At 68.5% G+C, this 26,989-nt stretch carries 27 protein-coding genes and 4 pseudogenes; 20 read left to right on the plus strand and 11 right to left on the minus strand.

The features are described 5' to 3' along the window. Positions 1-95: 95 nt before the first annotated feature. From ABT186_RS37995 to ABT186_RS38010, 4 genes and pseudogenes are all read left to right on the plus strand, one after another. Entirely contained in the window at positions 96-620 is a 525-nt protein-coding gene (locus ABT186_RS37995) for a hypothetical protein (RefSeq protein ID WP_351928978.1), read from the plus strand. A gap of 66 nt (positions 621-686) precedes the next feature. Then, a pseudogene (locus tag ABT186_RS38000) lies at positions 687-965 on the plus strand (hypothetical protein); the annotation flags it as partial. 293 nt (positions 966-1,258) lie between these two features. Next, the gene (locus ABT186_RS38005; RefSeq protein ID WP_351928979.1) at positions 1,259-1,762 is read left to right on the plus strand and encodes a PQQ-binding-like beta-propeller repeat protein; all 504 of its coding nucleotides are present in this window, start codon (positions 1,259-1,261) and stop codon (positions 1,760-1,762) included. A gap of 27 nt (positions 1,763-1,789) precedes the next feature. Further along, on the plus strand, positions 1,790-3,853 hold the full coding sequence (locus ABT186_RS38010) for a pentapeptide repeat-containing protein (protein ID WP_351928981.1): 2,064 nt from the start codon (positions 1,790-1,792) through the stop codon (positions 3,851-3,853). A 259-nt stretch (positions 3,854-4,112) separates the two neighbouring features. Here ABT186_RS38010 and ABT186_RS38015 read toward each other — a convergent pair whose 3' ends face one another. Both ABT186_RS38015 and ABT186_RS38020 read right to left on the minus strand, forming a co-directional pair. Then, positions 4,113-5,159, minus strand: a complete 1,047-nt coding sequence (locus ABT186_RS38015; protein WP_351928983.1) for a site-specific integrase — start codon at positions 5,157-5,159, stop codon at positions 4,113-4,115. A 25-nt stretch (positions 5,160-5,184) separates the two neighbouring features. After that, positions 5,185-5,652: pseudogene (locus ABT186_RS38020) on the minus strand (transposase); the annotation flags it as partial. A 434-nt stretch (positions 5,653-6,086) separates the two neighbouring features. Here ABT186_RS38020 and ABT186_RS38035 point away from each other — a divergent pair. After that, positions 6,087-6,920: a PIG-L family deacetylase gene (locus tag ABT186_RS38035; RefSeq protein WP_351928987.1), complete on the plus strand. Its 834-nt coding sequence runs from the start codon at positions 6,087-6,089 to the stop codon at positions 6,918-6,920. Between the two features lie 666 nt (positions 6,921-7,586). Next, on the plus strand, positions 7,587-8,201 hold the full coding sequence (locus tag ABT186_RS38040; RefSeq protein WP_351928989.1) for a hypothetical protein: 615 nt from the start codon (positions 7,587-7,589) through the stop codon (positions 8,199-8,201). Between the two features lie 319 nt (positions 8,202-8,520). Here the strand turns inward: ABT186_RS38040 and ABT186_RS38045 are convergent. After that, a pseudogene (locus tag ABT186_RS38045) lies at positions 8,521-9,012 on the minus strand (GNAT family N-acetyltransferase). 253 nt (positions 9,013-9,265) lie between these two features. Between ABT186_RS38045 and ABT186_RS38050 the strand changes: the two are divergent. From ABT186_RS38050 to ABT186_RS38070, 5 genes are read left to right on the plus strand one after another with little or no spacing between them, the layout of a single operon-like run. Beyond that, positions 9,266-10,027, plus strand: a complete 762-nt coding sequence (locus ABT186_RS38050) for an SDR family oxidoreductase (protein WP_351928991.1) — start codon at positions 9,266-9,268, stop codon at positions 10,025-10,027. Further along, the gene (locus ABT186_RS38055) at positions 10,024-10,575 is read left to right on the plus strand and encodes an SDR family NAD(P)-dependent oxidoreductase (RefSeq protein ID WP_351928993.1); all 552 of its coding nucleotides are present in this window, start codon (positions 10,024-10,026) and stop codon (positions 10,573-10,575) included. The genes ABT186_RS38050 and ABT186_RS38055 overlap by 4 nt, the downstream gene beginning before the upstream one ends. Positions 10,576-10,617: 42 nt before the next feature. Continuing rightward, positions 10,618-10,839: a hypothetical protein gene (locus ABT186_RS38060; protein WP_351928995.1), complete on the plus strand. Its 222-nt coding sequence runs from the start codon at positions 10,618-10,620 to the stop codon at positions 10,837-10,839. Between the two features lie 59 nt (positions 10,840-10,898). Then, positions 10,899-11,606, plus strand: coding sequence for a hypothetical protein (locus ABT186_RS38065; RefSeq protein ID WP_351928997.1), 708 nt, complete (start codon positions 10,899-10,901; stop codon positions 11,604-11,606). Between the two features lie 31 nt (positions 11,607-11,637). Then, the gene (locus ABT186_RS38070) at positions 11,638-12,390 is read left to right on the plus strand and encodes a DUF899 domain-containing protein (RefSeq protein WP_351928999.1); all 753 of its coding nucleotides are present in this window, start codon (positions 11,638-11,640) and stop codon (positions 12,388-12,390) included. A gap of 115 nt (positions 12,391-12,505) precedes the next feature. On the opposite strand, the gene ABT186_RS38075 is transcribed toward ABT186_RS38070, so the two are convergent. Then, entirely contained in the window at positions 12,506-12,994 is a 489-nt protein-coding gene (locus ABT186_RS38075) for a hypothetical protein (protein WP_351929001.1), read from the minus strand. Positions 12,995-13,230: 236 nt separating this feature from the next. Beyond that, positions 13,231-13,542: a hypothetical protein gene (locus tag ABT186_RS38080; protein ID WP_351237872.1), complete on the minus strand. Its 312-nt coding sequence runs from the start codon at positions 13,540-13,542 to the stop codon at positions 13,231-13,233. 155 nt (positions 13,543-13,697) lie between these two features. On the opposite strand from ABT186_RS38080, the gene ABT186_RS38085 reads away from it, so the two are divergent. Continuing rightward, the gene (locus ABT186_RS38085) at positions 13,698-14,009 is read left to right on the plus strand and encodes a hypothetical protein (RefSeq protein WP_351237871.1); all 312 of its coding nucleotides are present in this window, start codon (positions 13,698-13,700) and stop codon (positions 14,007-14,009) included. 288 nt (positions 14,010-14,297) lie between these two features. Here ABT186_RS38085 and ABT186_RS38090 read toward each other — a convergent pair whose 3' ends face one another. Continuing rightward, entirely contained in the window at positions 14,298-15,494 is a 1,197-nt protein-coding gene (locus ABT186_RS38090; RefSeq protein ID WP_351237870.1) for an FG-GAP-like repeat-containing protein, read from the minus strand. Between the two features lie 857 nt (positions 15,495-16,351). Between ABT186_RS38090 and ABT186_RS38095 the strand changes: the two genes are divergently transcribed. Continuing rightward, positions 16,352-16,960, plus strand: coding sequence for a class I tRNA ligase family protein (locus tag ABT186_RS38095; protein ID WP_351237797.1), 609 nt, complete (start codon positions 16,352-16,354; stop codon positions 16,958-16,960). 254 nt (positions 16,961-17,214) lie between these two features. Beyond that, the gene (locus ABT186_RS38100) at positions 17,215-17,469 is read left to right on the plus strand and encodes a hypothetical protein (protein ID WP_351929003.1); all 255 of its coding nucleotides are present in this window, start codon (positions 17,215-17,217) and stop codon (positions 17,467-17,469) included. Between the two features lie 576 nt (positions 17,470-18,045). Here the strand turns inward: ABT186_RS38100 and ABT186_RS48140 are convergent. Continuing rightward, positions 18,046-18,540, minus strand: coding sequence for an IS5 family transposase (locus ABT186_RS48140; RefSeq protein WP_502973458.1), 495 nt, complete (start codon positions 18,538-18,540; stop codon positions 18,046-18,048). A 68-nt stretch (positions 18,541-18,608) separates the two neighbouring features. Beyond that, a complete protein-coding gene (locus ABT186_RS48145; protein WP_502973457.1) occupies positions 18,609-19,004 on the minus strand; it encodes an IS5 family transposase in 396 nt (131 codons plus the stop codon). Positions 19,005-19,234: 230 nt separating this feature from the next. On the opposite strand from ABT186_RS48145, the gene ABT186_RS38110 reads away from it, so the two are divergent. Beyond that, positions 19,235-19,777 carry a nuclear transport factor 2 family protein gene (locus tag ABT186_RS38110; RefSeq protein WP_351237801.1) on the plus strand — a complete coding sequence of 181 codons (543 nt, stop codon included), beginning with the start codon at positions 19,235-19,237 and terminating at the stop codon, positions 19,775-19,777. Positions 19,778-19,958: 181 nt separating this feature from the next. Here ABT186_RS38110 and ABT186_RS38120 read toward each other — a convergent pair whose 3' ends face one another. After that, positions 19,959-20,327: a hypothetical protein gene (locus tag ABT186_RS38120; protein ID WP_351228474.1), complete on the minus strand. Its 369-nt coding sequence runs from the start codon at positions 20,325-20,327 to the stop codon at positions 19,959-19,961. A gap of 287 nt (positions 20,328-20,614) precedes the next feature. Between ABT186_RS38120 and ABT186_RS38125 the strand changes: the two are divergent. Beyond that, a pseudogene (locus ABT186_RS38125) lies at positions 20,615-21,737 on the plus strand (IS701 family transposase). A 259-nt stretch (positions 21,738-21,996) separates the two neighbouring features. On the opposite strand, the gene ABT186_RS38135 reads toward ABT186_RS38125, so the two are convergent. After that, entirely contained in the window at positions 21,997-22,452 is a 456-nt protein-coding gene (locus tag ABT186_RS38135; RefSeq protein WP_351228405.1) for a MarR family winged helix-turn-helix transcriptional regulator, read from the minus strand. Between the two features lie 86 nt (positions 22,453-22,538). Here ABT186_RS38135 and ABT186_RS38140 point away from each other — a divergent pair, with 86 nt between their 5' ends. The 3 genes from ABT186_RS38140 to ABT186_RS38150 are packed head-to-tail and all read left to right on the plus strand — an operon-like array spanning position 22,539 to position 25,223. After that, a complete protein-coding gene (locus ABT186_RS38140) occupies positions 22,539-24,032 on the plus strand; it encodes an MFS transporter (RefSeq protein WP_351929005.1) in 1,494 nt (497 codons plus the stop codon). A gap of 23 nt (positions 24,033-24,055) precedes the next feature. Next, on the plus strand, positions 24,056-24,736 hold the full coding sequence (locus ABT186_RS38145) for a hypothetical protein (protein ID WP_351228409.1): 681 nt from the start codon (positions 24,056-24,058) through the stop codon (positions 24,734-24,736). Continuing rightward, positions 24,723-25,223 carry a PNPOx family protein gene (locus ABT186_RS38150; protein WP_351929007.1) on the plus strand — a complete coding sequence of 167 codons (501 nt, stop codon included), beginning with the start codon at positions 24,723-24,725 and terminating at the stop codon, positions 25,221-25,223. The genes ABT186_RS38145 and ABT186_RS38150 overlap by 14 nt, the downstream gene beginning before the upstream one ends. Positions 25,224-25,312: 89 nt before the next feature. Here ABT186_RS38150 and ABT186_RS38155 read toward each other — a convergent pair whose 3' ends face one another. Next, on the minus strand, positions 25,313-25,921 hold the full coding sequence (locus tag ABT186_RS38155; RefSeq protein WP_351929009.1) for a TetR/AcrR family transcriptional regulator: 609 nt from the start codon (positions 25,919-25,921) through the stop codon (positions 25,313-25,315). A 28-nt stretch (positions 25,922-25,949) separates the two neighbouring features. Between ABT186_RS38155 and ABT186_RS38160 the strand changes: the two genes are divergently transcribed. Next, positions 25,950-26,849, plus strand: a complete 900-nt coding sequence (locus ABT186_RS38160) for a class I SAM-dependent methyltransferase (RefSeq protein WP_351929011.1) — start codon at positions 25,950-25,952, stop codon at positions 26,847-26,849. The last annotated feature ends 140 nt before the right edge of the window (positions 26,850-26,989 follow it).

A 26,989-nucleotide genomic window follows, 5' to 3' on the forward strand; every position in this document is an offset into this window, starting at 1 on the left:
GCCGTGTCGGCGGCGGCTGATTTCAGCCGTCGCCGACAGCAGCGGGCTTGGCAGCGCAGGCACCACGGCGTGCCGCCCTGTCGCATTATGGGATCGTGCGTACTTACCTTTCGTACCAACCCAAGGACGAGCGGCAGGCCGCGTCCCTCGCCTCCGCGCTGGCGCGGGCCGGTGCCGATGTCGTGCCCGATGCCGACGCCGACGCGGCCGGGACGGACGCCGTCGTCCTGCTGTGGTCGTACGCCGCCAAGGCCGCCTGGATCGCCGCCCGGGCGGAAGGCGAACGTGTCGTACCCGTCCGCCTCGACGACTGCCCCCTGCCGCCCCCGCTGAACCGACTGCCCCAGGTACGCCTGGCCGTCGGCGTGACGGACGCGGCAGCGGCCGCGATCGCGCGCCTCGCCCTGGCCGACACGCCCTCCGGCGACCAGGGGTCCGAACCCGACCGCCCTCTAATCATCAGCGACTTCGGCCCCCTGGGCCAGTACGAGACGTGCCCACGGTGCGGTGTCGGCAGTGACCGGCTGCGCCCCTACGTCACCGTCGACCACCACGACGACCGTGCCCTGCGCCTCGTCATCTGCGGTTCGTGCGGCTGGCAGGACCACGGCGACCTCTGACGAACCCACTCCGGCCCAACCCGAACCAGACGACTTACGGGGCCCACATGACCAGACGACGGCGGCGTGTGCACGAGGGGATACGCTCCTCCGGCTCCCCTCCCGGCGGAACCGTTCTCTGGCGGACACATCGGCGGGCAGATAAGCGCGGCGGCGACCGTCACCTCCGGGACCGCCTACATCGCCGCCCCCAGCCACGGGCTGACCACCGTCGACCTGACCGGCGGGTCCATCTCTTGGACCAATGTCGAAGCCGGCTACATCGCCCCACCCGCCGTCGTCGGCGAAACCCTGTACTGCGCCAGCTCGTTCGGAATCTTCGCCCTCAACACGGCTGACCGCAGCGTCCGTTGGAAGAAGCGGTATCGGGGCTCCCCCACCCACCCGGCCCGTCGCCGCGAACGGGCCGGTGCACACCGTCCACAACGGCCAGTCCGTACGGACCCTCGACGCGGCGACCGGCCGCCGGCGCTGGACGACGAAGTACCGCTCCGACCACCCCTACGACGCAGCACTCGCACTCGCCACGGCATCCAGTACGCGGACACCCCGGACGGGCACGTCCTGGCACTCACTCCGGCCACCGGCAAGCCGTACTGGAGGCAACGGGTCCACGGCTGCGTCACCACTCCCCGCTGGTGCACGGTGGCACGCCGTACGTCAACAACGGGCGGGGCGGACATGTGCTCGCCCTCGACCCGGCCACTGGCACCCAGCTCTGGCGCACCATGCTTCCCACGCCCTTCGGAGCCCTGCACACCACGCCCGCGATCGACGGCAATACGCTGTACGTCGGCTGCCGGGACGGCAAGCTGTGGGCCCTCAACGCCACCACCGGCGCGGTGAGATGGCACGTCCCCACGGGTGGTCGCGTCGACTCCTCGCCGTGTGTCGCCGACGGCACGGTGTACTTCGGCAGCGAGGACGGCCATCTTTGGGCGATCGGCGCGGACAACGGCCGGGTTACGAACGCCGACACCGCGCGGCTAAGCTCACGCTCGCCGCGTGATCAACGAAGCGTGTCCACCATCACAGGGAAGAGCCGATCTCCAGGACCCAGTCAGTATCCGGATCATGCGGGAGATCAGTACTCCGGCTCCGGGGGCAGCGTCAACCAGTCCGTGGAATGGCACTGTTGGTGATCGGTGATCTGCTCGTATCGTTACCGCATGTGGCAATACGCGGTGTGGGGACTGGCCGGTGCCGCCCTGTACAGATGTCTCATCATCCGGGCTGCCGTCCTGCGCGACCGTGATCCGTTCCCGCTCCGGGACCGGCGGTGGAAATACCCCGACGGTCCGGGTGGCGATGCCCTCCGCGCGGCCCTGTGCGCGCACGCGGCCCTGGGTGCGGCAGCCGGGTGGGTGGCGGCCCTGGCGGGTGCAGCCAACCCCCTGATCGCGCTGGTCCTGGGGGCCGTCGCCTCGATCGTGCTCAAGTCCGTCGGTCGGCTCGCCCTCCGGCTCCTGATACCCGATGCCCTGGACGCGGGGACCGAGATACGGGTGACCGACCGCCGGTACCGGACCGCGCCGCCCGGCCATCCTCCCGTCGCCGCCGACGGCCCGTACCCCTGGGCCGTCGAACTGGCCCGGCGCATACGCGCGCAGGAGGTGGCCCGGCCGGTCAGCCTCAAGAACGTCCACCTCAACGGGGCGGACCTGACCGGCGTGGACCTTCCCCGGGTCTACGCGCATCTGGGCAGCCTGCCGGGGGTGTGCTTTCGGGAGGCGAACCTGTCCCGGGGGATCTTCCATGTGGCGAACCTGATCGGCGCCGACCTGACCCGGGCCCGCCTGGACGGCGCGGATCTGGGCGGCGCAGAGCTGGTCGCGGCACGGCTGACGGGCGCCGACCTGACCGGGGCCGACTTGACACATGCGAAGCTGCTCGAAGCAGACCTGGCCGGAGCGCGGCTTTCCGGAGCCGCCCTGGCCGGAGCGACACTCGTCCGGGCCGACCTCACCGGCGCCGACCTGACCGGGGCCGACCTCGAGCGGGCCGACCTGACGGGCACGGACCTCAGCGGCGCGGACCTGACGGGCGCGAACCTGGCCGGGGCACAATGGACGTCGGAGACGGTTTGGCCCGCCGGGCAGGCCGACCGGATGCGGGACGATTCAGAGCGGCTCTTCGACGAAGTGTACCGCCTGCACGGCTGGTCGCCCGAGCCCTACAAGCCCAGCCGGGAGAATCAACCACCTTTTGTCCAGCGGCTGTTGATCGCCCTCAGTGATGCCGCCCCGGCGTTCCGGCCACTGCGGGCCGGTTCCGTCGGCAACGGAAGGGGTCCGGAGACCGCCAGCCGCCCCAGACTCGTCGGACGCTCCGCCCTCCGGGGCGCGCTGGCGTCGTCCGAGACGGCCCTATCGGGGGTCGACCTGTCCGGCACGATTCTGGACCGCATCGACCTCACGGGCGTGAACCTCTCCGGATCGGACCTCAGCCGGGTCGACTTCATCAAGGCGACCTTGAAGGGCGCCAACCTGGCCCGGGCCGACCTGACCCGGACACGTCTGATGCAGGCGGATCTGTCGGGGGCCAACCTGAAGGGCGCGGACCTGGCCGGATCGAACATGGTAAGCGCCGCTGTCGTGGGGGCGAGCCTGACCGGCTCGAACCTGCACCACGCCTACCTGGTGGGCCAGAACCTGTCCGGGGCCCGGCTGACCCGCACGAACCTGACCCACGCCCTGCTCTCGGCGACGAAACTCGCCCGGGCCGACCTGACGGACGCGGACCTCACCCATGTCGCACTGGACAAGGCCGACCTCTGCGGCGCGAAGCTCCTCCGGGCCCAGATGACGGACGCCTACCTGAGCGAGGCCGATCTGGCCAAAGCCATCCTGACGGAGGCCGACCTGACCTGCGCCTCGCTGTTCGCTGCGGACCTATCCCAGGCCCGCCTGATCAGGGCCAGGCTCACCCTGGCCTACCTGGACGACGCGAACCTCAGCAGAGCCGACCTCGCCCACGCGGACCTTGCCGGAGCCCGGATGATTGGCGCGTGCCTCAAAGAGGCCAAGCTGGCCGGAGCCCGCTTCCGCGGCGCGGACCTGACAGGGGCCGACCTGACCGGAGCACGAACCGACGGAACCGACTTCGCGGAGGCGGTCTGGTCCAGCACGACCAAATGGCCTGGCACGATCGCCGCCCACATCCACGCACACTCCGAAGCCGCCCTCGACGGCACCTTCCGCGTACGAGCCGCCACCGTTACAACGACTCCCTAGCATTCCAGCCGCGCCAACTTCGACTTGCTCCGCAAACGGGTTCTCCTCGCGGAGTGAGGGCCGTTCATGATCGCGCTTGTGGTGACCCTCCGTGGCTCCGGCACTGAAAGTGATCCAGAACCAGGGTTCGGTCGTCGTCGAGAAGCCGTACGCGAACCTGAAGCGCTGGGGAAGGAGCGCATAGCCGCAAGGAGCCACGGCCAGTTCTTTCGCGAGGGCCGGCCGGGGATTCTGCTCCTCCGGAAACCAGCTCTACCGCTCACCGAGGTAGCTTCGAGGTGCGTTCGGGGTGGGCGGCGGTGATGTACCGCATTGCGGTGTGAGAGGAGATACCGAACAGGCGCATCAGGTGAAGCGGGTCGTCGACCTCGAATGCCTCGTCGCGAATCCGGTCCTGCCGCAGCGTCGGCATCGTGAGTCCGGTGGGCCGGAAGACGGCGGTGAACGTGGTGCCGATGGGCGCGTGGGTGGTGTCTACCGCGGTCCATCGGTTGATCAGCAGATGCGGGTTGGTCGTCACCGGCCAGCGGCGGTGACGTTCACGAATCCATGCGGAGGCGCAGCGGTAGGTAAGTTCATCCAGGTAGATGATGTGCCGCTTGCCGGGACGCCGGACGATGAGCCGTTCACGGGACAGGTCGAGGTCGGTGAGGAGCAGCCGGCGGATGTCGGTGCCGCTGAGCGCATGGACGCAGACCAGCACCATTACGAAGCGCTGGAAGTCGTTCTGCGCATGGCCGAGGACGCCGGCCAGCCGGTCCGAGGGCACGGAAGGCGGGGTCTTGTTGATCCCGGCGAAGACGAGACCACAGGTGGGATCGCGGAAGATCACGCCCTCTTGCCGAAGGGCCCGGAAGACATTCCGCAGGACGATGTGGATCGAGCGGGCCGGCGTCCCCTTGCAGGTAGCGATGGCCCTCTTGACGTCGTCGCGGGTGATCTCGCGCAGGCTCTCGATGCCGTCCGCGAGCCACCCCTTGAGGCTCGGGTCGAGGACATGCCAGTAGCGGACGATGCTCCGGTAGGTCCGGCCGGTGTGCTCCCACTTGCCCTCTCCGCGCACGACCTTGATCCAGACCGAGAGTTCCTGTGCGATCGTCTCGGGTAGTGCGGCGAGCTCTGCCTCCAATCGCCTCTGATGCGCGTCCCGGCGGAACTCGACATCCGGGACCAGCAGCCCTCGGGTTTCAAGGAACTGTGTGACCCGCCGTCCGCTGAACTTCAGGGAACGGTTGTCGACGAGCGCCCGGATGTCGGTCTCCAGCAGCGGGGCATCGGCGCCGAGCCAGGACACCAAGACGGTCAACGTGTGTCGGGTCTTGGTCGCGGGGGGAGTCGGGGCGGCGCCGCGGGCGGCCGGGCCGTCCGGCCACGGGCGGAATGCCGTCGACGAGGGCGAGGGTCTGGGTAACGTCGTTGACGTTGGCTGCGGTGGTGATGACTTTGAGCGGGGTGCCGCGTCCGTCGCAGATCAAGTGGTGTTTGCTGCCTGTCTTCCGCCGGTCGACCGGCGACGGCCCCGTGTCGGGGCCCTCTTTTTTTCGCGAGAATGTGGGAGCCGTCCACGCACGCGCGGGACCAGTCGAGTTCGCCGGCCGCGTCGAGTTCGGCAAGCAGGATGCGGTGCAGCTGGTCGAAGACACCGGCATGCTGCCAGCGATCCAGGCGCCGCCAGCAGGTCTGTCCGGAGCCGAACCCCAGCTCCGGGGGCAGGAGTTGCCAGGCTATGTCGTTGTGGAGCACTACAGGATGCCCTGCAGACACAGTCGGTCCGCTACCGGCTGCGGGCCCGGCGACTTCTCCGGCCAGGGCGGCAGCAGCGGCCCGATCAGCGCCCACAAGTCGTCGTCCACGATCCACGGCCGAGTACTCACACCCTCCCAAACGGCCGAACCATCACATCGGTCACGCCGGACCAGGGCACTTCACCAAGATCGTGTTACGAGCTCGTAGGGGCTCACATTTGGTGCCGGAATCTCACGGCTGATGCCGGATGGAATTCGGATCCGACGTGGCGCCGAGACGTGCAGGTCGTGCCTGTGCCTCGTTGGAATTGAAACGCTGACGCCTGGAAGGTCAAGCGGCCGCGGCGGGAACAGCCGGTCCGGCCGCCGCTGTTGCATCAACCGAGGGACCGGCGCCGCACCGGCGGGGAACAGGATCCGGGCCCCGGGATCGCGGTACGCCCGCCGCGCACTCGGACCAAGACGTATTTCTGCAGGAGGACTGTTTCATGACTGACCGGCCCTTGACGCTCATGGCAGTGCACGCCCACCCCGACGACGAGGCCACCGGTACGGGAGGGATCCTCGCGCGGTACGCGGCGGAAGGCATCCGCACGGTTCTCGTGACGTGTACCGACGGCCGTTGCGGTGACGGACCGGGGGGTGTCAAGCCGGGCGATCCCGGGCACGATCCGGCGGCCGTCGCCTTGATGCGCGGTCAAGAACTCAAGGCGAGCTGTGACGTCCTGAAGGTCAGCGATCTGGAGACGCTGGACTATGCCGACTCCGGGATGGCGGGCTGGCCGAGCAACGACACCCCCGGATCCTTCTGGCAGACCCCCGTGGAGGAAGGCGCCGCCCGACTCGCGGAACTCATGCGGCACTACCGACCCGATGTGGTCGTCACTTACGACGAGAATGGTTTCTACGGCCACCCCGACCACATCCAGGCCCACCGCATCACGATGGCGGCACTGGAGATGACCGCGCTGACACCGAAGGTGTACTGGACGACGATGCCCCGCTCGATGATGCAGCGGTTCGGTGAGATCATGCGCGAGTTTCATGAGGACATGCCGGAGCCGGATCCTGCCGAGGCCGCCGCGATGGCCGAGATCGGCCTCCCCCACGATGAGATCACCACCTGGGTGGACACCACCGCATTCAGCGGTCAGAAGTTCGACGCGCTGGCCGCGCACGCCAGTCAGGGCGAGAACATCTTCTTCCTCAAGATGGGCAAGGAGAGGTTCGGCGAGTTGATGGGCATGGAGACCTTCGTACGTGTCCAGGACACCACCGGTGCGGCCGTACCCGAGAACGATCTCTTCGCCGGACTGCGCTGATCCGCCCGTCCGGCCGGGGCCCGGAAAGCCCATCGGCCGCACGGCGCGATCGAGCGTGTCACACGCCCGGAGGCTGGTCCACGCGGGTTCCGCCCGGGCAGCCCGCGAGCAGGTCGACAGGCCATAGCGGGCGGCGTCGACGCGTGCCCGTGCCGCCGACCCGACACCGCGCCCGTCCCCAAACCACCTGGCAACCGCACAGGTGGGAGACCTGCCGGCTGCCGACCGGAAGGTGCGCGACAGCCCAGGTCACAAGCCCGGCGGTCTGCTCCGGTCAAGACGGACCGCCGGGGAAACGACACGAAGCTGAGACCCCGATGTCCGACACGCCGTGAGGCTGCGGGAGAAGCCGCAGGTCACGGGGGCGGTCTCCGACAACAGCTGCGAGGCCCTACTCTCAGCCCAAGCCCCGCCGCGTTGCCCGGCCGCTACGCCAGGCGCCAGCGTCAGCCGCCCAGCTTGGCGTGCTGCTCACGCACACATGTGCCCAGCAGGCCAAGGAACTCATGGGCTACCCGTGCATGAAACGCCCTGCACGAGCCGGCCGACAACATCCAGGATGGGTGTGGCTCTCCTGTAGGGAGCTTTGGCCTGCGGGGTTGCTGACCGGGGGTTGGCTGCTCGATCGTCGTGGTGTCGGGTGGCCGGATTCCGGGGGTGACGGCGATGGTGTCGTGGCTGGAGGAGCTCGAGCGGCGAGAGGCTGCCGCGCGGGAGAAGATCGGTGAACTGCGCGCTCGGATCGAGGAGTTGACCGGGCACCTGGCCGAGCAGGAGATGGTGCTGTCCCGGTTGGAGATCACCCGGGAGACGGTGACGGCGATTCTGTCCGGCGACGAGACGGTCTCCGGGGCAGGGCCCGGGGCGGAGCCAGAGGCCAGCGGGCCGGTGGAGGCGTCGCGAACGGAGGCGGGAGAAGAGGGCCCCTTCGGGCTGGGTTCGCCGGTTGGGGTGCGGCTGGTGCCGCCGTGGACGCCCGAGCTGGCCGCGGGGGTGCTACCGAGTTCGTATCAGGACATCGTCGAGGTGCTCGCGGACGCGGTGCGTCCGATGCGGGCGCATCACATCTGTGCCGCGCTGGGTCTGTCGACGGACAAGAGCAAGGTGGAAGGCTTCCGGTCGAAGCTGAAACGGCTGGTCGAGCGGGGCTGGCTGACGGAGGCGGAGCCGGGACTGTTCGCGCCGCGGCCCGCGGTGACGGCGCAAGCGGACGCGCCGGAGCACGGCCGGACGGAGGCTTCGCGCCGCCGCGCCGGTGTGGGGTCGGGCTCTCGTCCCTAGCGTCGAAGGCGCCAACCGATTCCACGCTCGAAAAGCGAGAGCCCGATGACTGGAGCGTATGCGGCCGCCGCGGCGGCTGACCCCTTTGACCGAGCCGCTTCTTTCCTCACTTCCCTCATCGATTCCCCTCCCGTCAATCCCCGCGAGTTCACGATTTCTGAAGGTATCGAAATCTGAACTGTAGGTACTGTTGGGGGATTCGGAGGCTCTCTGACCGTGGGTTCGTGGCGCCGGCCCCTGCAGCCGGCGACGCGAACCATACCGATGATCAGCGGTGGCCGCAGCCTTCCCGCAGCCGGTCCACCCACAAGATCACGGTCTACGGCTGGAGCACCAGGTCGTGCTGATACCAGGTGCCCGGCTTACCGCCGAGGTCGGCCGGGCCAACCGGGACGAACCCTGCCTTGGTCAGCACCCTCTAAAACGCGGCATTGTTATGGGAGGTGGCCGCCCGCAGTGTGCGCAGCCCGTGCCGCACCACCGCCAGCCGACACAGCTCCCGGACAGCCGCGGTCGCCACGCCGCGGCTGGCGACGTGCTGTGCGACCCGGTAACCGAGCTCAGCAGTGCCGTCCCCGAAGCGGTACAGGTTGAACCGGCCCAGAACCGAGCCATCCTCGGCAACGAGCACGTAGAAGGCGCCAATGCCGGCCTCTTGCTCAGCCAACAAGGCGCCGTACCGGTCGGCGAACTGGTCGAAGAACTCGTCACCGCGGTCGGAGACCGAGGCAGCGAAGTAGGCGCGGTTCGCCAGCCCGAAGGCCAGGACCGCCGGGGCATGGCCAGCATGCAGCCGCTTCAGCTCGGGCACCGCCCAACTCTACCCGGATGATGCGTTGAGGCCACCTGAGTTTCCGCCAGCGGCAGACAGTCCCCCAGACCAGGGCACATAACGGGCTCGCGGAGCGCGTTGACCAGCTGTTCCCGCACTCGGACGTCAAGTCCGGCGAAGGCCGCGCGCAGCAGTGATGGCGGTGTCGGCCCAAACTCATCGGTCATGCGGCCGGATGGGCGCCGATGAGTTTCGCGCTGCGATCGCCTCTGTATGAGGTAGGAGGTAGTTGATGATGAGCTCATCGCAGCAGCCGGTGACCACGGCGGTGGTCACCGGAGCCAGCCGCGGTTTCGGAGCGGCGATCGCCGCCGCGCTGATCGACCGGGGTCACCGGGTCGTCGGCGTCGCGCGCACCGCCGAGGCGCTGGCGGACCTGCGCCGGGAACTGGGTGCCATGTTCGTCCCGGTGGTCGCCGACGCGACCGACGCGGAGACCGCCCGCCCCCTGATCGAGCAACACCAGCCCACACTGCTCGTGCTCAACGCGGGCGCGACGCCCACCGCCGGCCCCGTGCACGAACAATCGTGGGAATCGTTCAGCCGCAACTGGCAGGTTGACACCCAACACGCTTTCCACTGGATCCGCGCGGCGCAGCGACACCCACTGGCGCCCGACAGCCTGGTGGTGGCGATGTCCAGCGGCGCCGCAGTGCGCGGCTCACCACTGAGCGGCGGATACGCGGGCGCGAAAGCGATGGTCCGATTCCTCGCCGCGTACGCCGCGGACGAATCCCGTCGCGCCGCCCTCGGCATCCGCTTCGCCACCGTGCTGCCGCAGATCACGCCGGCCACCGAACTCGGCGCCGCCGATGTCGCCGCCTACGCCCAGCGTCAGGGAATCGACACCGCCACATTCACCACAGCACTCGATCCGCTGCTCACGCCGGCCATCGTCGGTGCCGAGATCGCGCGACTGTGCGAGGACACCGACAACCGGGACCAGCCGCGGGCATACGAGCTCAACGGACGCGGACTTCACGCGCTGGCGTGAATCACAAGAAAGAGAAGGATATGTTGCTGGAAAACAAGAACGTGGTCGTCTACGGCGGCGGCGGAGCGGTCGGCGGTGCGGTCGCCCGCGGATTCGCCGACGAAGGTGCCACGGTCTTCCTGACCGGGCGAAATCTCGACACCATCAACACCGTCGCCAAGGAAATCGCCGCTGCGGGCGGAGCCGTCAAGACCGCTGTGGTCGACGCCCTGGACGAGAAATCCGTCACCGAACACCTCGATGCCGTCGTGGCCGACGTCGGCAGCATCGACGTGTCGTTCAACGCGATCGGAATCTCACCGAGGGGACTGCAGGGAATCCCGTTCACCGACCTACCGGTCGACAATTTCATGCGACCGATCACGACCTACGCCCGGGCGCACTTCGTGACCGCGAAATCCGCCGCACGGCACATGATCCCCCGGGGCTCGGGAGTGATCATGATGAATACACCAGAACCCGCCCGCGTGAGCCTGCCCCTGGTCGGCGGCATGAGCGTCGGCTGGGCGGCGATGGAAGCCCTCAACCGCGCGCTGTCCGCCGAATGAGCCCAGCACGGCGTCCGCTCGATCTGCCTGCGCACCACGGGCTTGATCGGGACACCGGTCATCGACGTCGTGTACGGGCTGCACGCCGACGCGGTGGGCATCCCCAAAGACCAGCTCATCGCCGCCGCCGCCGCGATGACCCACCGCAAGCGCCCCACCGTACTGGCCGAACTCACCTCGGTCGCGGTATTCCTCGCCTCCGACCGGGCAGCCGCGATGACCGGAACCGTCGCCAACCTGACCGGCGGACTCATCGTCGACTGAGCACAACACGCCCGGCCGCCCCATCGGCGGCCGGGGCACCCCAACAGAGGAGCAAGGCGATGAACGATCTACTCGCGACCGCGGTCGCCGCGCACGGTGGTTTGGACCGGTGGAACCGGATCCGGTCGATCCGCGTCGACGCCGCCATCACCGGGGCCTTCTGGCAGGTCAAGGGAAAGGCTGACGCGCTGAGGGACGTCCGCTTCGAAGTGGACACCACACAGGAACGGCTGACCATGGACTTCGTCGGTCAGAACCGCCGGTCGGTCTTCCAGCCCGACCGGGTCGTCCTGCGGCAGGCCGACGGCACGGTTGTCGACGCGCGCGACGAGCCGGAACGGTCGTTCGACGGCCACCAGTTCCAGACGCCGTGGGACGACCTACATCTCGCGTACTTCACCGGGGAAGCACTGTGGACGTACGTGAACACGCCGTTCCTGTTCACGTGGCCCGGGTTCGTCTGCGAAGAGATCGCGCCCATCGAGGCCGACGGTGAAACCTGGCGGCGGCTGAACGTGACCTTGCCCGACCACATCAAGACCCACACCCGCAAGCAGGTGTTCTGCTTCGGCCCGGACGGGCTGCTGCGCCGCCACGACTTCACCATCGACATCGTCGATCCGGGCACCGAGTCACAGCTTTACGCCGCCGACTACCGCGACATCGACGGCATCATCGTGCCAGCCACCCGACGGGCCTACGCCCCCATGGGCGACGACCGGATCGTCCTGGTTGCCATCGACATGGCCGACATCACCGTCTGTTGAGCCGAATTTCCTGCCACACAAGGACGTCACGATGAACAACACCCACCAGGCCGGGGTCGTCACGCCAGCGGAATGGGAGGCCGCGCGCCTGCGGCTGTTGGCGGCGGAGAAGGACCTGACTCGCGCCCGGGACGCCCTGGCCGCTGACCGCAGGCGGATGCCGTGGCTGAAGGTCGACCAGGAATACGTCTTCGACGGGCCGAACGGGACGGTCCGTCTGCCCGACCTGTTCGACGGCCGCCGTCAGCTGCTGCTCTACCGCGCCTTCTTCGAGCCGGGGGTGTCGGGCTGGCCCGACCACGCGTGCGTCGGCTGCTCGCTGATGGCCGACCAGGTCGCCCATCTCGCGCATCTCAACGCCCGCGACACCACGCTGGCCTTTGCCTCACCCGCACCGCAACCCGATATCGAGCGGGTGAGAGCGCGCATGGGCTGGGTCACACCGTGGTACACGATCACCGACGGCTTCGCCGCCGACTTCGGCGTGGCCGAGTGGTACGGCACGAATGCCTTCATCCGCGACGGCGACAGCGTCTACCGCACCTACTTCATCAACGATCGCGAACACGAACTGATGGGTGGGACGTTGAACTCCCTCGACTTCACCGCGCTCGGACGCCAGGAGGACTGGGAGGACTCCCCGGCAGGTTACCCCCAGGTGCCGCGATACTCGTGGCTGAACCGACACGACGAATACGGCCCGACTGAGCCGGCCAGCCACCCCTGCACCGTCGGCACGGACGGACGCGGCCTCGCGGATGCGGAGAAGTACGTCAGGCTGTAGTGACCTTCCGGTCGAGGCCCCGAGCGAGGACCTCGGGGCCCAGACCTGCCGAGGCACAAGCGTGGCGTGAAAGGAGCCGGGGCCCATCCGAGGCCCCGGCAGCCCCGAGCCTGGGTCACTCGGAGGGCTTCGGGCCCATCCGGCGGGCCATTCGATCGGCCTGCTCAGGGGTCACCAGCTGCACCCTGCGCCGGAACGCTCCCTTGACCTCGAAGAAACACGAGAACTTCCCATACGGGCCGATCTCCCGGCACTCGTACAAGCCGTTTCCGGGCAGCGGCCATCCGTAAGGCTGCTCACGGCTGCGGTTGAGGAACGTGCGCGCGTACACATACTCCTCGTTCGTGCCGCGGATCTTGGCCGCCCAGCCGCTCATGGCCTCGCAGATGAGGCGCTGCGGCGTGATGGACACGCCGGGGAACACCGCGGCGGGGTCAGCTGTAGCGAGGTTGACCCGGATGTCCAGCACCGCCGTTGACGCAGCCTTCTGCTCCGGGGTGGCGTGGCGCTCACAGACCTGCGGGTGAGGGCCGATGCCGTACCAGACCATGAGCGGATACCGGCAGCGGGTCCCCTTGGTCGTCGTCTTCGTGCACTGGCTCACGCGCCCCCCTATCTCCCCTGGTCCTACCTGTTCGAGAGCCGGGGCCTATCGGAGGCCCCGGCAAGTCCCGAGCACCCTGAACGGCGGGACATCGGAACCGCAACCGACCCACGTCAGCAGGCGGGGCCGACCGACACCTGAACCTTCTTCAGGCGCGTGGCCCGGTCGGCGTCTGCGTTGTAGCCCGGGTTGTCGCTGGCCCAAGCCGCCTCCGTGCAGTAGCCGGCCCCGATCGGCTACGTGTGCTGCAGCTCGTCGAACGTGGTCTCGCAGGACACGAGGTTGCAGTTCCCGATGACCTGGGCACTGCCGGGGCCCCGGGCACCTTGTACCAGACGATGGCGTCCCGCTCGGGCCCGCATTTCTTCGACGAATGCGAGGCCTTCGGCTTGGCCACGTGCGATGCGGTGCGGGTGGGCAGTCGCGGAATGCTTGATCTTCGTGGGCTTCCCGATCGGGTCACGGGCGGTGAGGGTTGGCTTGGGCATGCCGCTGCTGCAGGCGGCGGTCAACAAAACAACGGCGATGGGCGGGATGTAGCGACGCACGACGCCCCCTCGGTGGTGCGGTAGTTGCGTGCGGACACAGTGGCAGCCGCGTACGGAGCGCAGCCGGTTGTTGCCGGTACATGACGGAGACTCACGCTGTGTGAGGGCGTACCGTCAGAGGAAAGCTCACGCTCGGCCGGACCGGGAGGCGTCCGATGATCCGTGTCGGCATGCGGCTTCCTGGCCCGTTCCGTGTCAGCGGCGGCCCTATCGCCGCGTTCTTCGCGCTCTTCCTGTACGTGTGCGTGGTCATGGTCTGGGTGACCGTCATCGCCGCGGTCTTCCTCGCTGCGGGGATTGCTTACGTGGCGACCGCGGGCCGCATCGCCTGGCGTCGGCGGCACGCGAAGCCACGGGACTTCGAAAGCCCGATGCGCGGCGGCTCCGAGGCACGCCGCATCCGGTCCGAGTACGGCCCCTATCTCGACATGGTGAAGGCCGCCCGCGACCGCCGCCGAGGCCCCTGACCAGCTGGACAAGCCTCCTTCACAGCGCCACGGAAACGGGTCCGCCCGCAGCGTCACAAGGGGAAATCGACCTGCTCTCCAACGGCGAGCACGTCCGCGGGCATCGTGTGCCATATGTCTTCGTCGCCCACTCCGCGGTACTGACCTTCCGGCAGCTCCCGAGCAGGAGTCATTAGCCACCAGGGCAGCCTGCTCGGCTCCCGGACCACGACCAGGACCGGGGTCGTCTGGCAGTCCACTCGGGGCACCTCACCCCTCCAGGGCTGTCCTTCCTTGGAGGGGCCGCGTTCAGAAGCCGCCGTTGAGGTCGTACCAGCTCTGGTTCAGCAGTTGGTACTTGGCGAAGGAGCCCTTGCCATTGCCTGCGTAGAGCCGTAGCTGGTTCGCCGTGAACGAGGCGGTCGGGTTGTCGTAACCGTCCTGAGTAGCGGCGACCAGGTCGTTGTGACCGTCACCGTTGACGTCGCCGACGCTGAGGAAGGTCGACATCTGGCCCCAACCGCCGCCGATGAGCTTCCGGGCACCGAAGGAGCCGTGTCCGTTGCCGGGGCACAGCCACAGGTTGCCCGAGGTGTCGCGGGCGAGGAGGTCGCCCTGGCCGTCGCCGTTGAGGTCGCCCGGTGCGGTCAGGGCGTTCATGGACTTCCAGCCGCTGCCCAGGGACTTGCGGGCGCCGAAGGTTCCATGGCCGGTGCCTGTGTAGAGCCATAGGGTGCCGGCGGAGTCGCGAGCCAGCAGGTCGCCGCGTCCGTCACTGTTGAGGTCACCGGTGGCGGTGATGGTGGCCATCGACTTCCAGCCGCCGCCGAGGTCCTTGCGCGTGCCGAACCTGCCGTGGCCGTTGCCGGGGTAGAACCACAGCTCGCCGGAGGAGTCGCGGGCGATCAGGTCTTCGGTGCCGTCGCCGTTGAGGTCGCCGTGCCGGGTGAGGGCGGTCATGGAGTTCCAGCCGCCGCCGATCAGCGTGCCGTCCCCGGTGCCGGAGACGAACCAGAGCCGACCGCTGCGGTCCCGGGACAGCAGGTCCGCGCGGCCGTCACCGTTCAGGTCGCCGAATCCGGCGGGGCTCGGGCCGGGCTCCGCGTACCACTCGGCGTAGGGCGTACCCATGCACTCCCGCTCGTTGGGAACGAACTTGATGGAGCTGATCGCCTTGTCGAGGCTCGAGTCGTAGTCGCTGGTGCCGTTGTCCGGTGGGTCGGGGAAGTAGGTGCCGTTGTAGTTCGGGTCGGTGTAGAGGCAGGAAATGCTGGACGTGCGGTTCCAGTAGGAGCGGATCTTGTTGTCCCACATGCTCATCGTGGGCATGTTGCTGCGTGTCTTCATCATGGAGCCGGTCTCGTTCGTCCCGCTCCATCCGCACAGGTATCCGGACGGGCAAGCGCTCGCCGACGTGGTGGCGGCCTGTGCAGGTGCGGCGAGCGGCACTGTCGCCAGCGCCATGCTCCCCGCAGCCACCAGCAGCAGTCTGAGGCGTCTTTTCACCTCGGTCCCTTCTGGGATTCTCCTTGAAGATCGAATAGGACAAGCGCACTGTACGCCTGTTCCACGGCAGGCCATCGAGGCATTCACCAACCGGGCCATGCAGTGGGAGGTCCTCGCGGCCGCGCTCACCGAGCGGGTCAAGACGATCCCTTGGTGGTGTCGTGGATGGGCCCGGTTCCGATCGTGGCCGGGGTCGTCCGGGCAGACGCCGCTGCCCGGCTGCCCGCCGTGCATGGAAGAAGGCGCCTGACTGGTCTCCTTCGGGCGCCGGTGGACACCGTGCGGGTGCGGTCGCCGCTGGCTGGTCGGCGACCGGGGCGGCTACCTCGTCGACCCCACGCCCCTGTCCGAGTTGGCCCGCGCACTGCTGCGGCACCGGGCTCTCCTGCACCGGCTCGGCCCGGCAGGCGACGCGCTCGTCGCGGACGCCCACCAGGTCGCGCTGTGGTGGTGGGTCCACCGCCGCCAGATCGGCGGAGCAACTTGGCGGCGAAGGGAAGACACCCTCGGCATGCCCAAGGGCCGCCGGAAGACCGCCCCCGTACTCGTCTACCCCGAGACCATGGCACTCGCCGAGACCATGTGGACCTGGGAGCAGCGCCGGCACCTCCCCGGCGCTGCCCCGCAGGGGTGGCTTGAGCAGGTCGCCGAGCACCTTCAGGTACCCGGCATCACCCAAGGGCTTGGGCCTCGGCACGAGGGCGTGCCGCTTGCCTACTGGCTCGCCCACCACACCGCCGCAGCACCCAGGCACGGCACCCTGGCGGCTCGGGCTGTACAGAACGTCCTGGCCGCCGAAGCGGCCGGCTTCGACGTGCAGTCGTTTGCCGAGCCGCAACGCCGACACGTTCGCCGCATTGCGTGGCCCACTGGCACTCTCATTCGACGACTTCATCCGCACCAGCAGCGACCCACGTCACCGCGTCGGAGTCGAACGACTGTGGCGCCAGTGCGCCGCGTCAGGCGGCCTCTATCGCAAAGAGTACGAAGGCCTGTACTGCGTCGGCTGCGAGCAGTTCTACACCCCCGACGAACTGGTCGAAGGACGGTGCAGCGAGCACGGCACGGAACCTCAACTCGTCGCGGAAGAGAACTGGTTCTTCCGACTGTCCCGCTACGCCGACCGACTCCATCAGCTGATCTCGAGCGGCGACCTGCGCATCGAGCCCGCAGCCCGCCGCAACGAGGTCCTCGCCCTCATCAAACGTGGCCTGCACGACTTCTCCGTCTCCCGCTCCCACAGCCGCGCCCGCGGCTGGGGCATTCCCGTGCCGGATGACCCGAGCCAGTCGCGCAGATCGGCGCTGACATGGGGGTCCTTGAAGTGGAATCGGAGGTCCACCGCGATCGTGGCGCGCGACAGGATGTCGGCGTACTCGGACTCCTCGGCGTCGAGCAGGCGCCCCGTGGACACGATCGTCACGTCGGGGGCGGGCGGCTGGGCGATGACGCGGTCGCGCTCGTAGTCCCACGCCGTGCAGTGGGTGCCATCGCGGCCATCGGCGCAGGGGCAGCCGGGGCCCGTGACCTGGAGGTCCGGCTGATGCGCAGGAAGGAAGCTCAGTTCCCAGGTGGAGATCTTCTGTTGAAGTCAGTGTTCTACGACCGGTGACGCATGAGGACCTTGCACGTGGGATGGCTGGGGGCGGCGATCATGGGCCGGACGGGTGGGAGGCTGGCCGGGCCGTGACTGCGCGGCTCAGCGTCCGTTGGCGCATCAGTGAAGACGATCAAGGAAGAGTTTGACGAGCTGGCTCAGGACGAGGGTGCCGTCTCTCTGCTGCTCACGGGTGAACAGGCTCGGGCTACGCTGCGGGCGCTGGACAGGACGCCAAAGGGTGAGGTGGATGGCGCAGTCGCGCGGGACCAGCTGAAGCAGTTGCTGCACGTTGCGCCGTATGACCTTCCGGATGCGGACGCGCTGGAGGGCCTTCGTGTGTCCTCGCGGCAGGCGAGGCGGAGGCGCGAGCGGTGAGCTCGAGCGCCCGTCCTGGTGTGGAGGACGGGCGCTTGGGTTGTGGTGATCGCGCGTTCGGCCCATCCCCTCTGGGCGCCGCGCGGGGCGCGCCAGGTGCCCGCTCGGCTGCGCCGGCGTCCCGGGTGCCAGGGTTTCCCGGGGCAGACGGGCGGGCGTTGGAGGCGGCGGGACGGAGCCGCCGGCCCTGGTGCCGTCGGAGGCGCGTAAACCCCCCGGCAGAGCGTATCTTCGGTGGCCATACGGAGTAGCGCAGCGGACGGAAGGTTGCGCCCTCCATGCAGAGTGGGGGAATGGAAGACGCTGCGAAGAGGCCAGTGGGGTCTCGCAGGAGGCGACGATTCGAGGCCGTGCACAAGTGGTCTGCCACGCTTGCCGCTGTCGTCGCGCTGGCTATTTCGATGTACAACTTCTTCGAGCTACAGCGGTCACCAAACGTCGATGTGACGCTTCCTCATCTGATTCGCCTTGAAAAGGTGGGCCACGGCGTGCGGCTGCATGTGACGCCGACAGTGTCCACCGGATTCAAGAGCGAGAAAGTTGAAGTAATCCGTGACGCGCGTCTCAGAGGGTGTCTCACGTGGCAAGTTTCGCGAGCTTCTTGTAGCAGGTCAGGGCGGCGGCCAGGCCGAGGAAGGCTAGGAAGTGCGAGCTCTTTCGTTCGTATCGGACGGTGAGGCGGCGGTAGCCGAAGAGCCAGGCGATCAACCGTTCGATCTTCCAGCGGTGCCGACCGAGGCGTTCGCCGGACTCGATGCCGGGCCGCGCGATGCGCGCGACGAGCCCGCGCTCGCGCAGCCAGGCCAGGTGTTCGGCGGAGAAGGCGGAGAAGTACGCCTTGTCCGCGGCGACCGCGTCGGGGCGGGTGCGGGGGTGGCCCACCGGCCCGCGCACCTTGATGCGTTCCAGAACGGCGGTGAAACGGGGACTGTCGGCGGCCTGGCCGGGCGTGAGGACGAAGGACAGCGGACGGCAGCGGCAGTCCGCCGACAGGTGCACCTTGCTGGTCAACCCGCCACGGGAACGGCCCAGTTTGGCAGCGCGGAGACGGGCCTTGCGACGCCGACGCAGACGCCGACGCTCCTCACGGGCCTCGTCCGGCGCCTAGTCCCGGTCGACTATCGAGGCGTTTTGCCCCTTTAGCGAAGCCCCTTTTCCTCGGCGACGGCCTTCTCCAGTGTCTCCAGCAGTTCCGGGTCCAGCATCATCCCGGCGGCGTGGTGGTGGGCCCGGGCAGACGTGGAGTCCATGCTCACCAGCCCGAGCTCCGCCTCTTCCTGGGCGGCGGCCTCAGCGATCACCGCTTCCATCAGCGCCTGGAAGACCCCCGCACCGGCCCACAGGTGGAACCGCCCGTAGACGGTGGACCAGGACCCGTATTGCTGGGGCATGTCCCGCCACGGACTGCCCGTACGGAACCGCCACATCACGCCGTTCACCAGTCGCCGCAGGTCAGGAGTCGGACCGCGCTCGCCCAGCGGCAGCAACGGCTCAATCGCCGCCCACTCGTCGTCCGTGAGATCACCCCGAGCCATCCCGCCTGTCTACCGCCCCGGATCCAGCCAGGGCAGCAGAACGTCCAGACTCGTGATCCGAACTCGGTAAACGCCTAAGAGTGCGCGCGGACCCACACCTGCCTACCCTGAATCTGCGGTGTCTTCCTCGCGTCCAGAAGAAGGGGATGCGGCGCAATGGGCAGCGGCGTATGGCTATCCCGAGACCCGAGACACCCGCACAGCCGAGACGCCTACTGTCAGGAGCGGGCATGGCTGATCGCGCAACGATGGAGCGTATCTGGGAAGCCCACACCGCCGGCGAGTTCGTGGCGCAGGACGTGGAGGCTACGATGGCCACGATGGACGACGACCCCATCGTCGTCCATGTGCCGACCGCCATGGGCGGTAGTGGGTACGACGGCGTCAAGAACTTCTACGCACGCTGGTTCATTGGACGGAACCCGGACGATTTCACTGTGCGTTCGATATCCCGCACGGTGGGAGACGACAGCCTCGTAGACGAAATGATCGTGTCGTTCACCCACGACATCGAGGTGCCCTGGATTCTGCCTGGATTGGCACCCACCGGGCAGCAGGTCCGTATACCCGTCATCGCCGTCGTGGACTTCCGAGGCCCGCGTGTGCGGAGCGAGCGCATCTACTGGGATCAAACGGCGGTGCTCGCGCAGACGCAGTTGCTGAACGACGACATCGTCCGGCGCCTGCCCGTGGTCACCACACCGTTGGACGTACTGGACGGCAGGGTCCCCCTCAACCAGCTGACGTCGCCCCGCCTCGATGTCGAACCGTGAAGGTCAATCCCCTCGAACCCGGAACCGGTCGTAGATCGTCGACCAGCATCCGTACCGGCGCGGAACGTCGCGCCAGGGCTCCCCGTACGGAACCTCCACATCACCGCATTGAAGTAGGTAGCTGCGCAGGTCAGGGATCGGCCCACGTTCGCCCAACGGCAGATGCGGCTCGATCTTCTAGCTAGGCGTCGAGGTAGTGGTAATCCCCATCCGGGAGGCCGATCACTAGGCCGCCGTTGTGGACCCTCCACTCGCTCATGCCGTCGACGTCGTGGCTGACCAGAAACAGCCCCCGGGGCCTCTCGTCGTATTCGTCATCCTGGTAGGACGCCGGGATCTGGGCGATCTGACGCAACCTCTCCTCGAACCAGTCGAGGGACACCGCGCGGATGTCGCCCCCGTAGAAGGCCCACCTGACGTCGTTGTACTGCCGAGCGGGGAAGGCCCAGCCCCCGCTGTAGGTGCGCTCCGGATCGTCTGCTTCCACGATCTCCTTGATCTGGGCTAGCTGTCCGTCGTCACACTGCAGCCAGCCCCTGACCGAGACCATGGTTCCCACGGCGGTTGCTCCTCATTCGTGTGGCGCGCTGCCCTGGCGCACGGTTCTATGCGCTTGCACGCTAGGGGCGACCTGCTCGGTCGCGCAAAGGGATTGACAGGTGAATCAGCCGCCTCGGGCGAGAGCGCGCCATCCCCATCCGGTCGGCCCTGGCGATTGTGCGCTGGGCCCGGGTGAGTATGAGAACGGCCAACGCGTGATCATCAGGGGTTGTGTGGACTCCTGAAGATCGTGCGATGGCCGCGGGCCACAGCATAGACGCGGCCCGCCGGCAGGCGATGTTCGACCAGGCCATGGCCCGCATCGCGAGCCGGTTTCGCCAAGTGGAACCGCGGGCGACGGCACGGGCGTTCATCCTCGGACTGCTGTCCGGCGTCGAACGCAAGAACTGCTGGCAGCCGGCCGAAGAGGCTGGCCATGCCCGTCCCGGCGCGATGCAGAGGCTGCTGCGAAGCGCACGCTGGGACGCCGACGGGGTGCGCGACGAGGTCCGCTCCTACGTGATGGACCGCCTCGGCGGGGACGGCGTGTTGATCGTGGACGAGACAGGGTTCCTGAAGAAGGGCCTGCGTTCGGCTGGCGTGCAACGGCAGTACACCGGCACCGCCGGTCGGATCGAAAATGCCCAGGTCGGGGTGTTCCTTGCCTACGCGTCCTCGCGAGGCCAGGCCCTGATTGACCGTCGGCTTTACCTCCCCGAACACACCTGGTGCCAGGATCCCGATCGCCGCTCGGGCTCCGGGATTCCCGAGAAGGTCGAGTTCGCCACCAAGCCCCGCCTGGCCTGGCAGATGATCGAAGCGGCCCTGGACGCCGGGTGCTCCTCCAACTGGGTGACCGGCGACGAGGTCTACGGCCAGGACCCACAGCTTCGGTCCGCCCTTGAGGCACGCGGAATCGGCTACGTCCTGGCAGTCGCCTGCACCACCAAGGTGCGGATCAACGAGAACCGCACGGTGGTCCAGGCCGCCACCGTGGCCGCCTCACTGCCCCAGGACACCTGGCATCGGCAGAGCGCCGGCGCCGGAGCGAAGGGCCCGCGCTACTACGACTGGGCGTGGGTACAGACCGGAGCCGACAAGAACCGGTTCCTGCTGATCCGCCGCAACCCCGCAACCGGCGAACTTGCCTTTTACCGGTGCTGGTCACCGGGCCAGGTGGCCCTGGCCGCGCTAATTCGCGTCACCGGGACCAGGTGGTGCATCGAAGAGTGCTTCCAAGCCGCAAAAGGCCAGGTCGGCCTGGACCACTACCAGGTCCGCCACTGGACCTCCTGACACCGCCACATCACCCTTGCCATGCTCGCGCCAGCCTTCCTCACCGCCGTTGCCGCCAGCGCGAAGCCAGACCGGAGCACCGACCCGAACCGCCCAGTCCGCAGCTGCGACCCGATCGACCTGACCATCCCGGAGATCCGCCACCTCATCTGCACGCTCTTCCGACCACCGACCACACCGCCGCACCACCTTCCGGCCTGGTCAATCTGGCGCAGGCTCCACCAGGCACAGGCCAGACGCGCCCACTACCGACGACGGCTCACCAGGCACTCGGACACCTAGATCGCGAAGCCACACTGGAGTGTTAGCTGATCAGACGCTATGGGAAAGGGTTTTCGAGCATCCCGTCGCCTGACGTCCCCAGATCCAGAGCCGGGCGGGCGTCACCGATCCAGGATTCGCGACAGCAGGGCAACGAACTGGCGCCGCTGGGCCGCGGTAAGCGGTGCGAGCAGCTCGCTCTGGATCCCGTCGATCACGTCGTCGAGCTCCTCGAGCGCGCCCAGTCCCTGCGGCGTGATCGTCACGATGTTCCGCCGCTTGTGATCAGGGTCGACCCTCCGCTCGACCAGATCGCGCTTTTCGAGTTCGGTCAGTGCCGCGGTGACGTCGCTTCGATCGATCCCGGTGTCGCGGCCGAGGTCCGCCTGGCTCGCGGGCCCCCACTGCTCGAGGGCAGCCAGCAATCGGTAGTGATACCCCCGCAAGCCCTTGCCGCCGGCCTCGAAGCCGGCGGTGAGCAGAGCCGTCGAGCGCGCGTAGACGCGGCTGACGAGCCAGGTCGGCCGGTCTTTGACGCGATCGGGCGTGCGATCGGGCTGATCGTGACGAGTGGGCATGTGTCCAGAATACCAATTGTGGGTAGCACCAACACTTGTTATGTTGGAGGAGCCAACATTGGCCGAGCCAACATAGGACTCATGCCATGACGACTGTTCCTCCCGCGCTCACACTGCGAAGCCGGCGCGGTCGACAAATCCTGCTGCTGCTGTGCGCGGTGGCGTTCCTCGACTTCGTCGACTCGTCCATCACGAATGTGGCCCTGCCCCACATCCTGACCGCCCTGGGCTTCACGGCGCAGAGCCTGCAGTGGGTGCCCTCGGCGTACATGCTGACCTACGGCGGGTTCATGCTCCTCGGAGGTCGCCTCGCCGACCTGCTGGGCCGACGCAACGTCATGATCGCCGGCACGGCGATCGTCGGTCTGTCGTCGCTGGCCGGCGGTTTCGCAGGCAACGAGGGCGTCTTCATCGCGGCCCGCCTCGCCCAGGGGCTGGGCGCCGCCCTGATGCTGCCCGCCGCCCTGTCCACGCTCACCACCACCTTCACCGACCCCCGCGACCGGCAGTCCGCTCTGGGGGTCTGGGCCGCCATCGCCGGCCTCTCCTCGGCGGTCGGGATCCTCCTGGGCGGTGTGCTGACCGAGGGTCCGGGCTGGCGGTGGGTCATGTTCGTCAACCCCATCGCCTGCGTGCTCATCATCCCCACGGTCCTGCGGTTGCTGCCTCGTGATCTGCCGGCCGCACAGACCTCCCGGTTCGACGTACTCGGCAGCGTGCTGGCCACCGGCGGGATGCTGCTGCTGGTCTTCGCACTGGTCAAGGCACCCGACCAGGGCTGGGGAGCGACCCGTACCTGGCTGGAGCTGGCCGGCGCGGCGATCATCCTGGCCTGCTTCGTGGTCGTCGAACGCTACGCCCGCGACCCGATCCTGCCGCTGAGCATCTTCCGAGTGCCCGGGCTCGCTGCGGCCAACCTCACCGGACTGATCGGGTTCGCCGGCATGCTCTCGATCTTCTACTTCCTCACCCTGTACATGCAGACCGTGCGGGGCTACTCCCCCATCGCCGCCGGTGCGGCCTATCTGCCCCTGACCGTCGCGATCGGCTTCTCGGCCGGTATCGGGGCGAAGCTGCTCACCAAAGTCGGCAGCCGGGCCGTGATCTGCGCGGGCGCGGTCATCGCAGCCGGCGGTCTGCTACTCCTCAGCCGGGTCCCCGTCGACGGCAGCTACCTGCCTGACATCCTGCCCGGCCTGCTGCTGGTCGCCTTCGGGGTCGGGCCGGTGTTCGTCGGTGTCACGAGCGCTGCCAATGCCGGGGTCGAACCCAGCCGCGCCGGACTTGCCGCGGCCATCCTCAACTCCTCCCAGCAGCTCGGCGGCGCCCTCGGGCTGGCCATTTTCTCCGCCGTCGGCACCGCCCGCGTGCACCACCTGCTCGCCGTCCACACCGCCGCCCACGAGGCCACGACCTCGGGCATTCGCTACGCCCTGACCGCCGGCGCAGCCTTCGCGATCGCCGCCGCGGTGATCGCACTCACGACCGCCAACACCCATGAAGACCCCAACGAGGTCCACGAGCCCGATCCCGACCCTCGCACCGAGCCGGTTCAGCCGCCCGCCGCAGCCGGCTTCTGAGCCCACACGAAGGGGCATCCACCATGAACCACAACACCACCGCACCGCCCGAGCGCGTCCTGATCGTCGGCCGCAGCCCCAGCGTCCTCGTCGAGGCCGTCGAGATGCTGCGCGCCAAGGGCTACAGCGCCGATGCCACCAATCAGTTCGACCAGGTTCTCGACGATTACGACGTCACCGACCTCGGCATACTCGTCTTCGGCGGCATGGTCCCGCCCGACACCAAGCAGTACCTGCGTGCGGAGATCTCCCGGCGTAACCCCCAGGTGACCTTCGTCCAAGGACTCGCCGGCATCGCCGGCCTCATTGCCGCGCAGGTCGAGGCCGTCGCCTCCGGGGACGTTCCCGACGGCGCCGAGATCATCTACGACGACGCCGACCGGTCCGTGCAGCTGGCCCTCCGCGCGCCGGGCCACGTCATGGTCGAGGCCTTCTGGGCCACGTCCTTCCGGCCTCCGGAACCCACGAGCACCGGCGTGCAGATCTTCGACGCAGACCTGACGACCGGGTTCCACGCCATCCCGCTGCCGGGCCATGTGCCCTACGAGGCATCGTTCGCCGCTGTCACAGTCGACGACGTGGTCCGGGTCTTCACCGTCGGCGCGATGCCGGCCGCCGTCCTTCGGATGGTTCCGACCTCGGCGTCCGACCAGCGGCTTCCCGAGGTCCGCAAAATGACCACGAGCAGTGATGACCAGCAGTAGGGCAAGCGAGGGCGGCCCCGGCGCACGCCCCGGGCACCGGGCCCGAACGCTTCCGGGGCAGCGCCTGGTCAACCTCCTCGTCCGCGCCCTGCTACGGACACCCGGCTTCTGCCGGATCATCGGCAGCCGATTGGTCACCCTGTACGTCGTGGGCCGAAAGACGGGCCGGCGCTATGCGATCCCGGTCGCCTGCCTGCTCCGAGGCGACGATCTCTTGATCGGGACTTCCTCCGGCTGGGCACGCAACCTGCGCAGCGGCGAGCCGGTCGGCATCCGGCTCAAGGGCAGGCGCCTCTGGGCCGACGTGCGGATCTCCACCAAGGAGTCCGAGGTCGTCCCGGCGTATGCTCACATGTCGCGCACCAACCCGACCTTCGCCAGGTTCAACAGCCTCCGACTCGGGGAGGACGGCGAGCCTGACCGCGACGACTTCCGGCTGGCCTGGCAAGGCGGGGCTCGAGCACTCAGGCTGACTCCGGTCATGTGACGAGAGGTGTTGGCCGGCATGAACCCGGCCTCCGGGGGCTTGAAAGCGTCCGGAAACGCTCCTTGGGCCTGGGCCTTCCCTGGTCCGGCTCAGGCCGGGGAGCCGGGCCTGGAAGGTGTCATCACCAGCGCGGCGACCAGGCGGCTGATCAGCTGGTGGTTGTCGGCCGGTTGGGCACTGCCGTGCATCAGGAGGTGGTGGACCGTCCCCGCGAGGGCGAGCGCGAGCATCGCGCAGTCGGCGTCCGCGGCCACCCGGCCGAGCCGCTGCTCGGCCTCCAGGTAGCGGGCCATCGCGTCCTCAACCGCGCCCGGCCCCGGGGCGCCGCCGGCCCATGCGCGCCGTACCTGCTCGGTGACCCCGTGCCGGGACAGCACCGCCACGGCGATCGCCGGGCCGTTCGCGCCGAGCAGGGCGAGCGCCGCGGCGGTCAGGTTCTCCCGTACATCACCCCAGCCCGCCTGCTCGGGTAGCGGGCGGACCTCGGCGGCGATCTGCTCGAAGCGGTCCAGGACGAGTTGCGCGACGAAATCGTCCAGGTCGGTGAAGTGGTTGTACAGCAACCCCTTCGCACAGCCGGCCTCCTCGGTGACGGCGCGGTTGGTCAGGCCCGCTGCCCCTTCCCGGGCGAGTACCCGCTCAGCCGCGGCGAAGAGCCGCTCCCGGACGTCGGGGATCGCTACGCCGCGCGGTGACATCGGGTCCTCCGGATCGGGGCCTGCCGGTATGGGCCATCGCCCATACCAGCTCTCCGACAGGAGTGATCCAAGGCGTGAGCTCGTCAACACCGCACAGTTCGAGGCATGGAACGGCGACGAGGGCCGTCATTGGAGCGACCGCCACGACCGCTGGAACGCGGTGAACGAGGGCTTCAACCCGCCGCTGCTTGCGGCAGCCGCGATCGGTCCCGAGGACCGCGTACTCGACATCGGCTGTGGTGCCGGTCAGACCACCCGACTGGCCGCCAGGGCCGCTGCCCGGGGCTCGGTCCTGGGGCTGGACCTGTCTGCCCCGATACTCGCCAGGGCCCGCAGCCTGGCCGCCGAGGAGGGCCTGGAACGGATCGCGTTCCAGCAGGGCCACGCTCAGGTCCACCCGCTCCCGACCGCCGCCCTCGACGTCGCGATCAGCCGCTTCGGAATCATGTTCTTCGCCGATCCGGCCGCCGCGGTCGGCAACATCGGCAAAGCCCTGCGCCCCGGCGGCCGTCTCGCTTTCGTCTGCATGTCGGACCCGGCCCGCTGCCAGTGGGTGCACGTCTACGGCGCGGTCCGCGCCGCCCTGCCCCTTCCGCCGCAGGAGGCCACCGCTTTCGACGGTCCGGGAATGTTCTCCCTCTCCGACCCCTCGGTGATCCGCCAGGGCCTGGGCGCAGCAGGCTTCGACGACGTGCACGCCGAACCCGTCGAGGCCGTCGGCAACTTCGGACGGGACACTGACGACGCCGACCACCTGCTGCGCTCCGGCCCCGGCCAACACCTGGTGAGCCTGCTCGACTCCGCGAGTGACGGCGGCGGCGCCGACCGGGCACGGGCCGCGCTCTGTGCCGCCCTGGTCGAGTACGAGCGCCCCACCGGCATCCACCTGCGCACAGCCGCCTGGCTGGTAACCGCCACCCGCGGGTGACACCCCATCGCCGCCCCAGCCCCCTCCCGCCGAACAAGCGCTCTCCTAGTAGGGCTTGGTCAGCTTCATTCGTGAGTGGCGTGTCTGTTGGGCTCGGGTGTCGTTGTGGTGGTGTGACACCTGGGGAGATGGCCGAGGTC

It is taken from the genome of Streptomyces sp. NPDC001634 (assembly GCF_040298185.1).
Classification (GTDB): Bacteria; Actinomycetota; Actinomycetes; order Streptomycetales; family Streptomycetaceae; genus Streptomyces.

Coding starts and splice junctions, on each gene's coding strand:
- ABT186_RS38145 (WP_351228409.1), top strand. CDS start 24,056: ATGAACCACAACACCACCGCACCGCCCGAGCGCGTCCTGATCGTCGGC.
- ABT186_RS38140 (WP_351929005.1), top strand. CDS start 22,539: ATGACGACTGTTCCTCCCGCGCTCACACTGCGAAGCCGGCGCGGTCGA.
- ABT186_RS38040 (WP_351928989.1), top strand. CDS start 7,587: ATGGTGTCGTGGCTGGAGGAGCTCGAGCGGCGAGAGGCTGCCGCGCGG.
- ABT186_RS38155 (WP_351929009.1), bottom strand. CDS start 25,921: ATGTCACCGCGCGGCGTAGCGATCCCCGACGTCCGGGAGCGGCTCTTC.
- ABT186_RS38085 (WP_351237871.1), top strand. CDS start 13,698: ATGATCCGTGTCGGCATGCGGCTTCCTGGCCCGTTCCGTGTCAGCGGC.
- ABT186_RS38065 (WP_351928997.1), top strand. CDS start 10,899: ATGAACGATCTACTCGCGACCGCGGTCGCCGCGCACGGTGGTTTGGAC.
- ABT186_RS38135 (WP_351228405.1), bottom strand. CDS start 22,452: ATGCCCACTCGTCACGATCAGCCCGATCGCACGCCCGATCGCGTCAAA.
- ABT186_RS38120 (WP_351228474.1), bottom strand. CDS start 20,327: ATGGTCTCGGTCAGGGGCTGGCTGCAGTGTGACGACGGACAGCTAGCC.
- ABT186_RS38150 (WP_351929007.1), top strand. CDS start 24,723: ATGACCAGCAGTAGGGCAAGCGAGGGCGGCCCCGGCGCACGCCCCGGG.
- ABT186_RS38110 (WP_351237801.1), top strand. CDS start 19,235: ATGGCTGATCGCGCAACGATGGAGCGTATCTGGGAAGCCCACACCGCC.
- ABT186_RS38160 (WP_351929011.1), top strand. CDS start 25,950: ATGGGCCATCGCCCATACCAGCTCTCCGACAGGAGTGATCCAAGGCGT.
- ABT186_RS48145 (WP_502973457.1), bottom strand. CDS start 19,004: ATGGCTCGGGGTGATCTCACGGACGACGAGTGGGCGGCGATTGAGCCG.
- ABT186_RS38070 (WP_351928999.1), top strand. CDS start 11,638: ATGAACAACACCCACCAGGCCGGGGTCGTCACGCCAGCGGAATGGGAG.
- ABT186_RS38035 (WP_351928987.1), top strand. CDS start 6,087: ATGACTGACCGGCCCTTGACGCTCATGGCAGTGCACGCCCACCCCGAC.
- ABT186_RS38010 (WP_351928981.1), top strand. CDS start 1,790: ATGTGGCAATACGCGGTGTGGGGACTGGCCGGTGCCGCCCTGTACAGA.
- ABT186_RS38050 (WP_351928991.1), top strand. CDS start 9,266: ATGATGAGCTCATCGCAGCAGCCGGTGACCACGGCGGTGGTCACCGGA.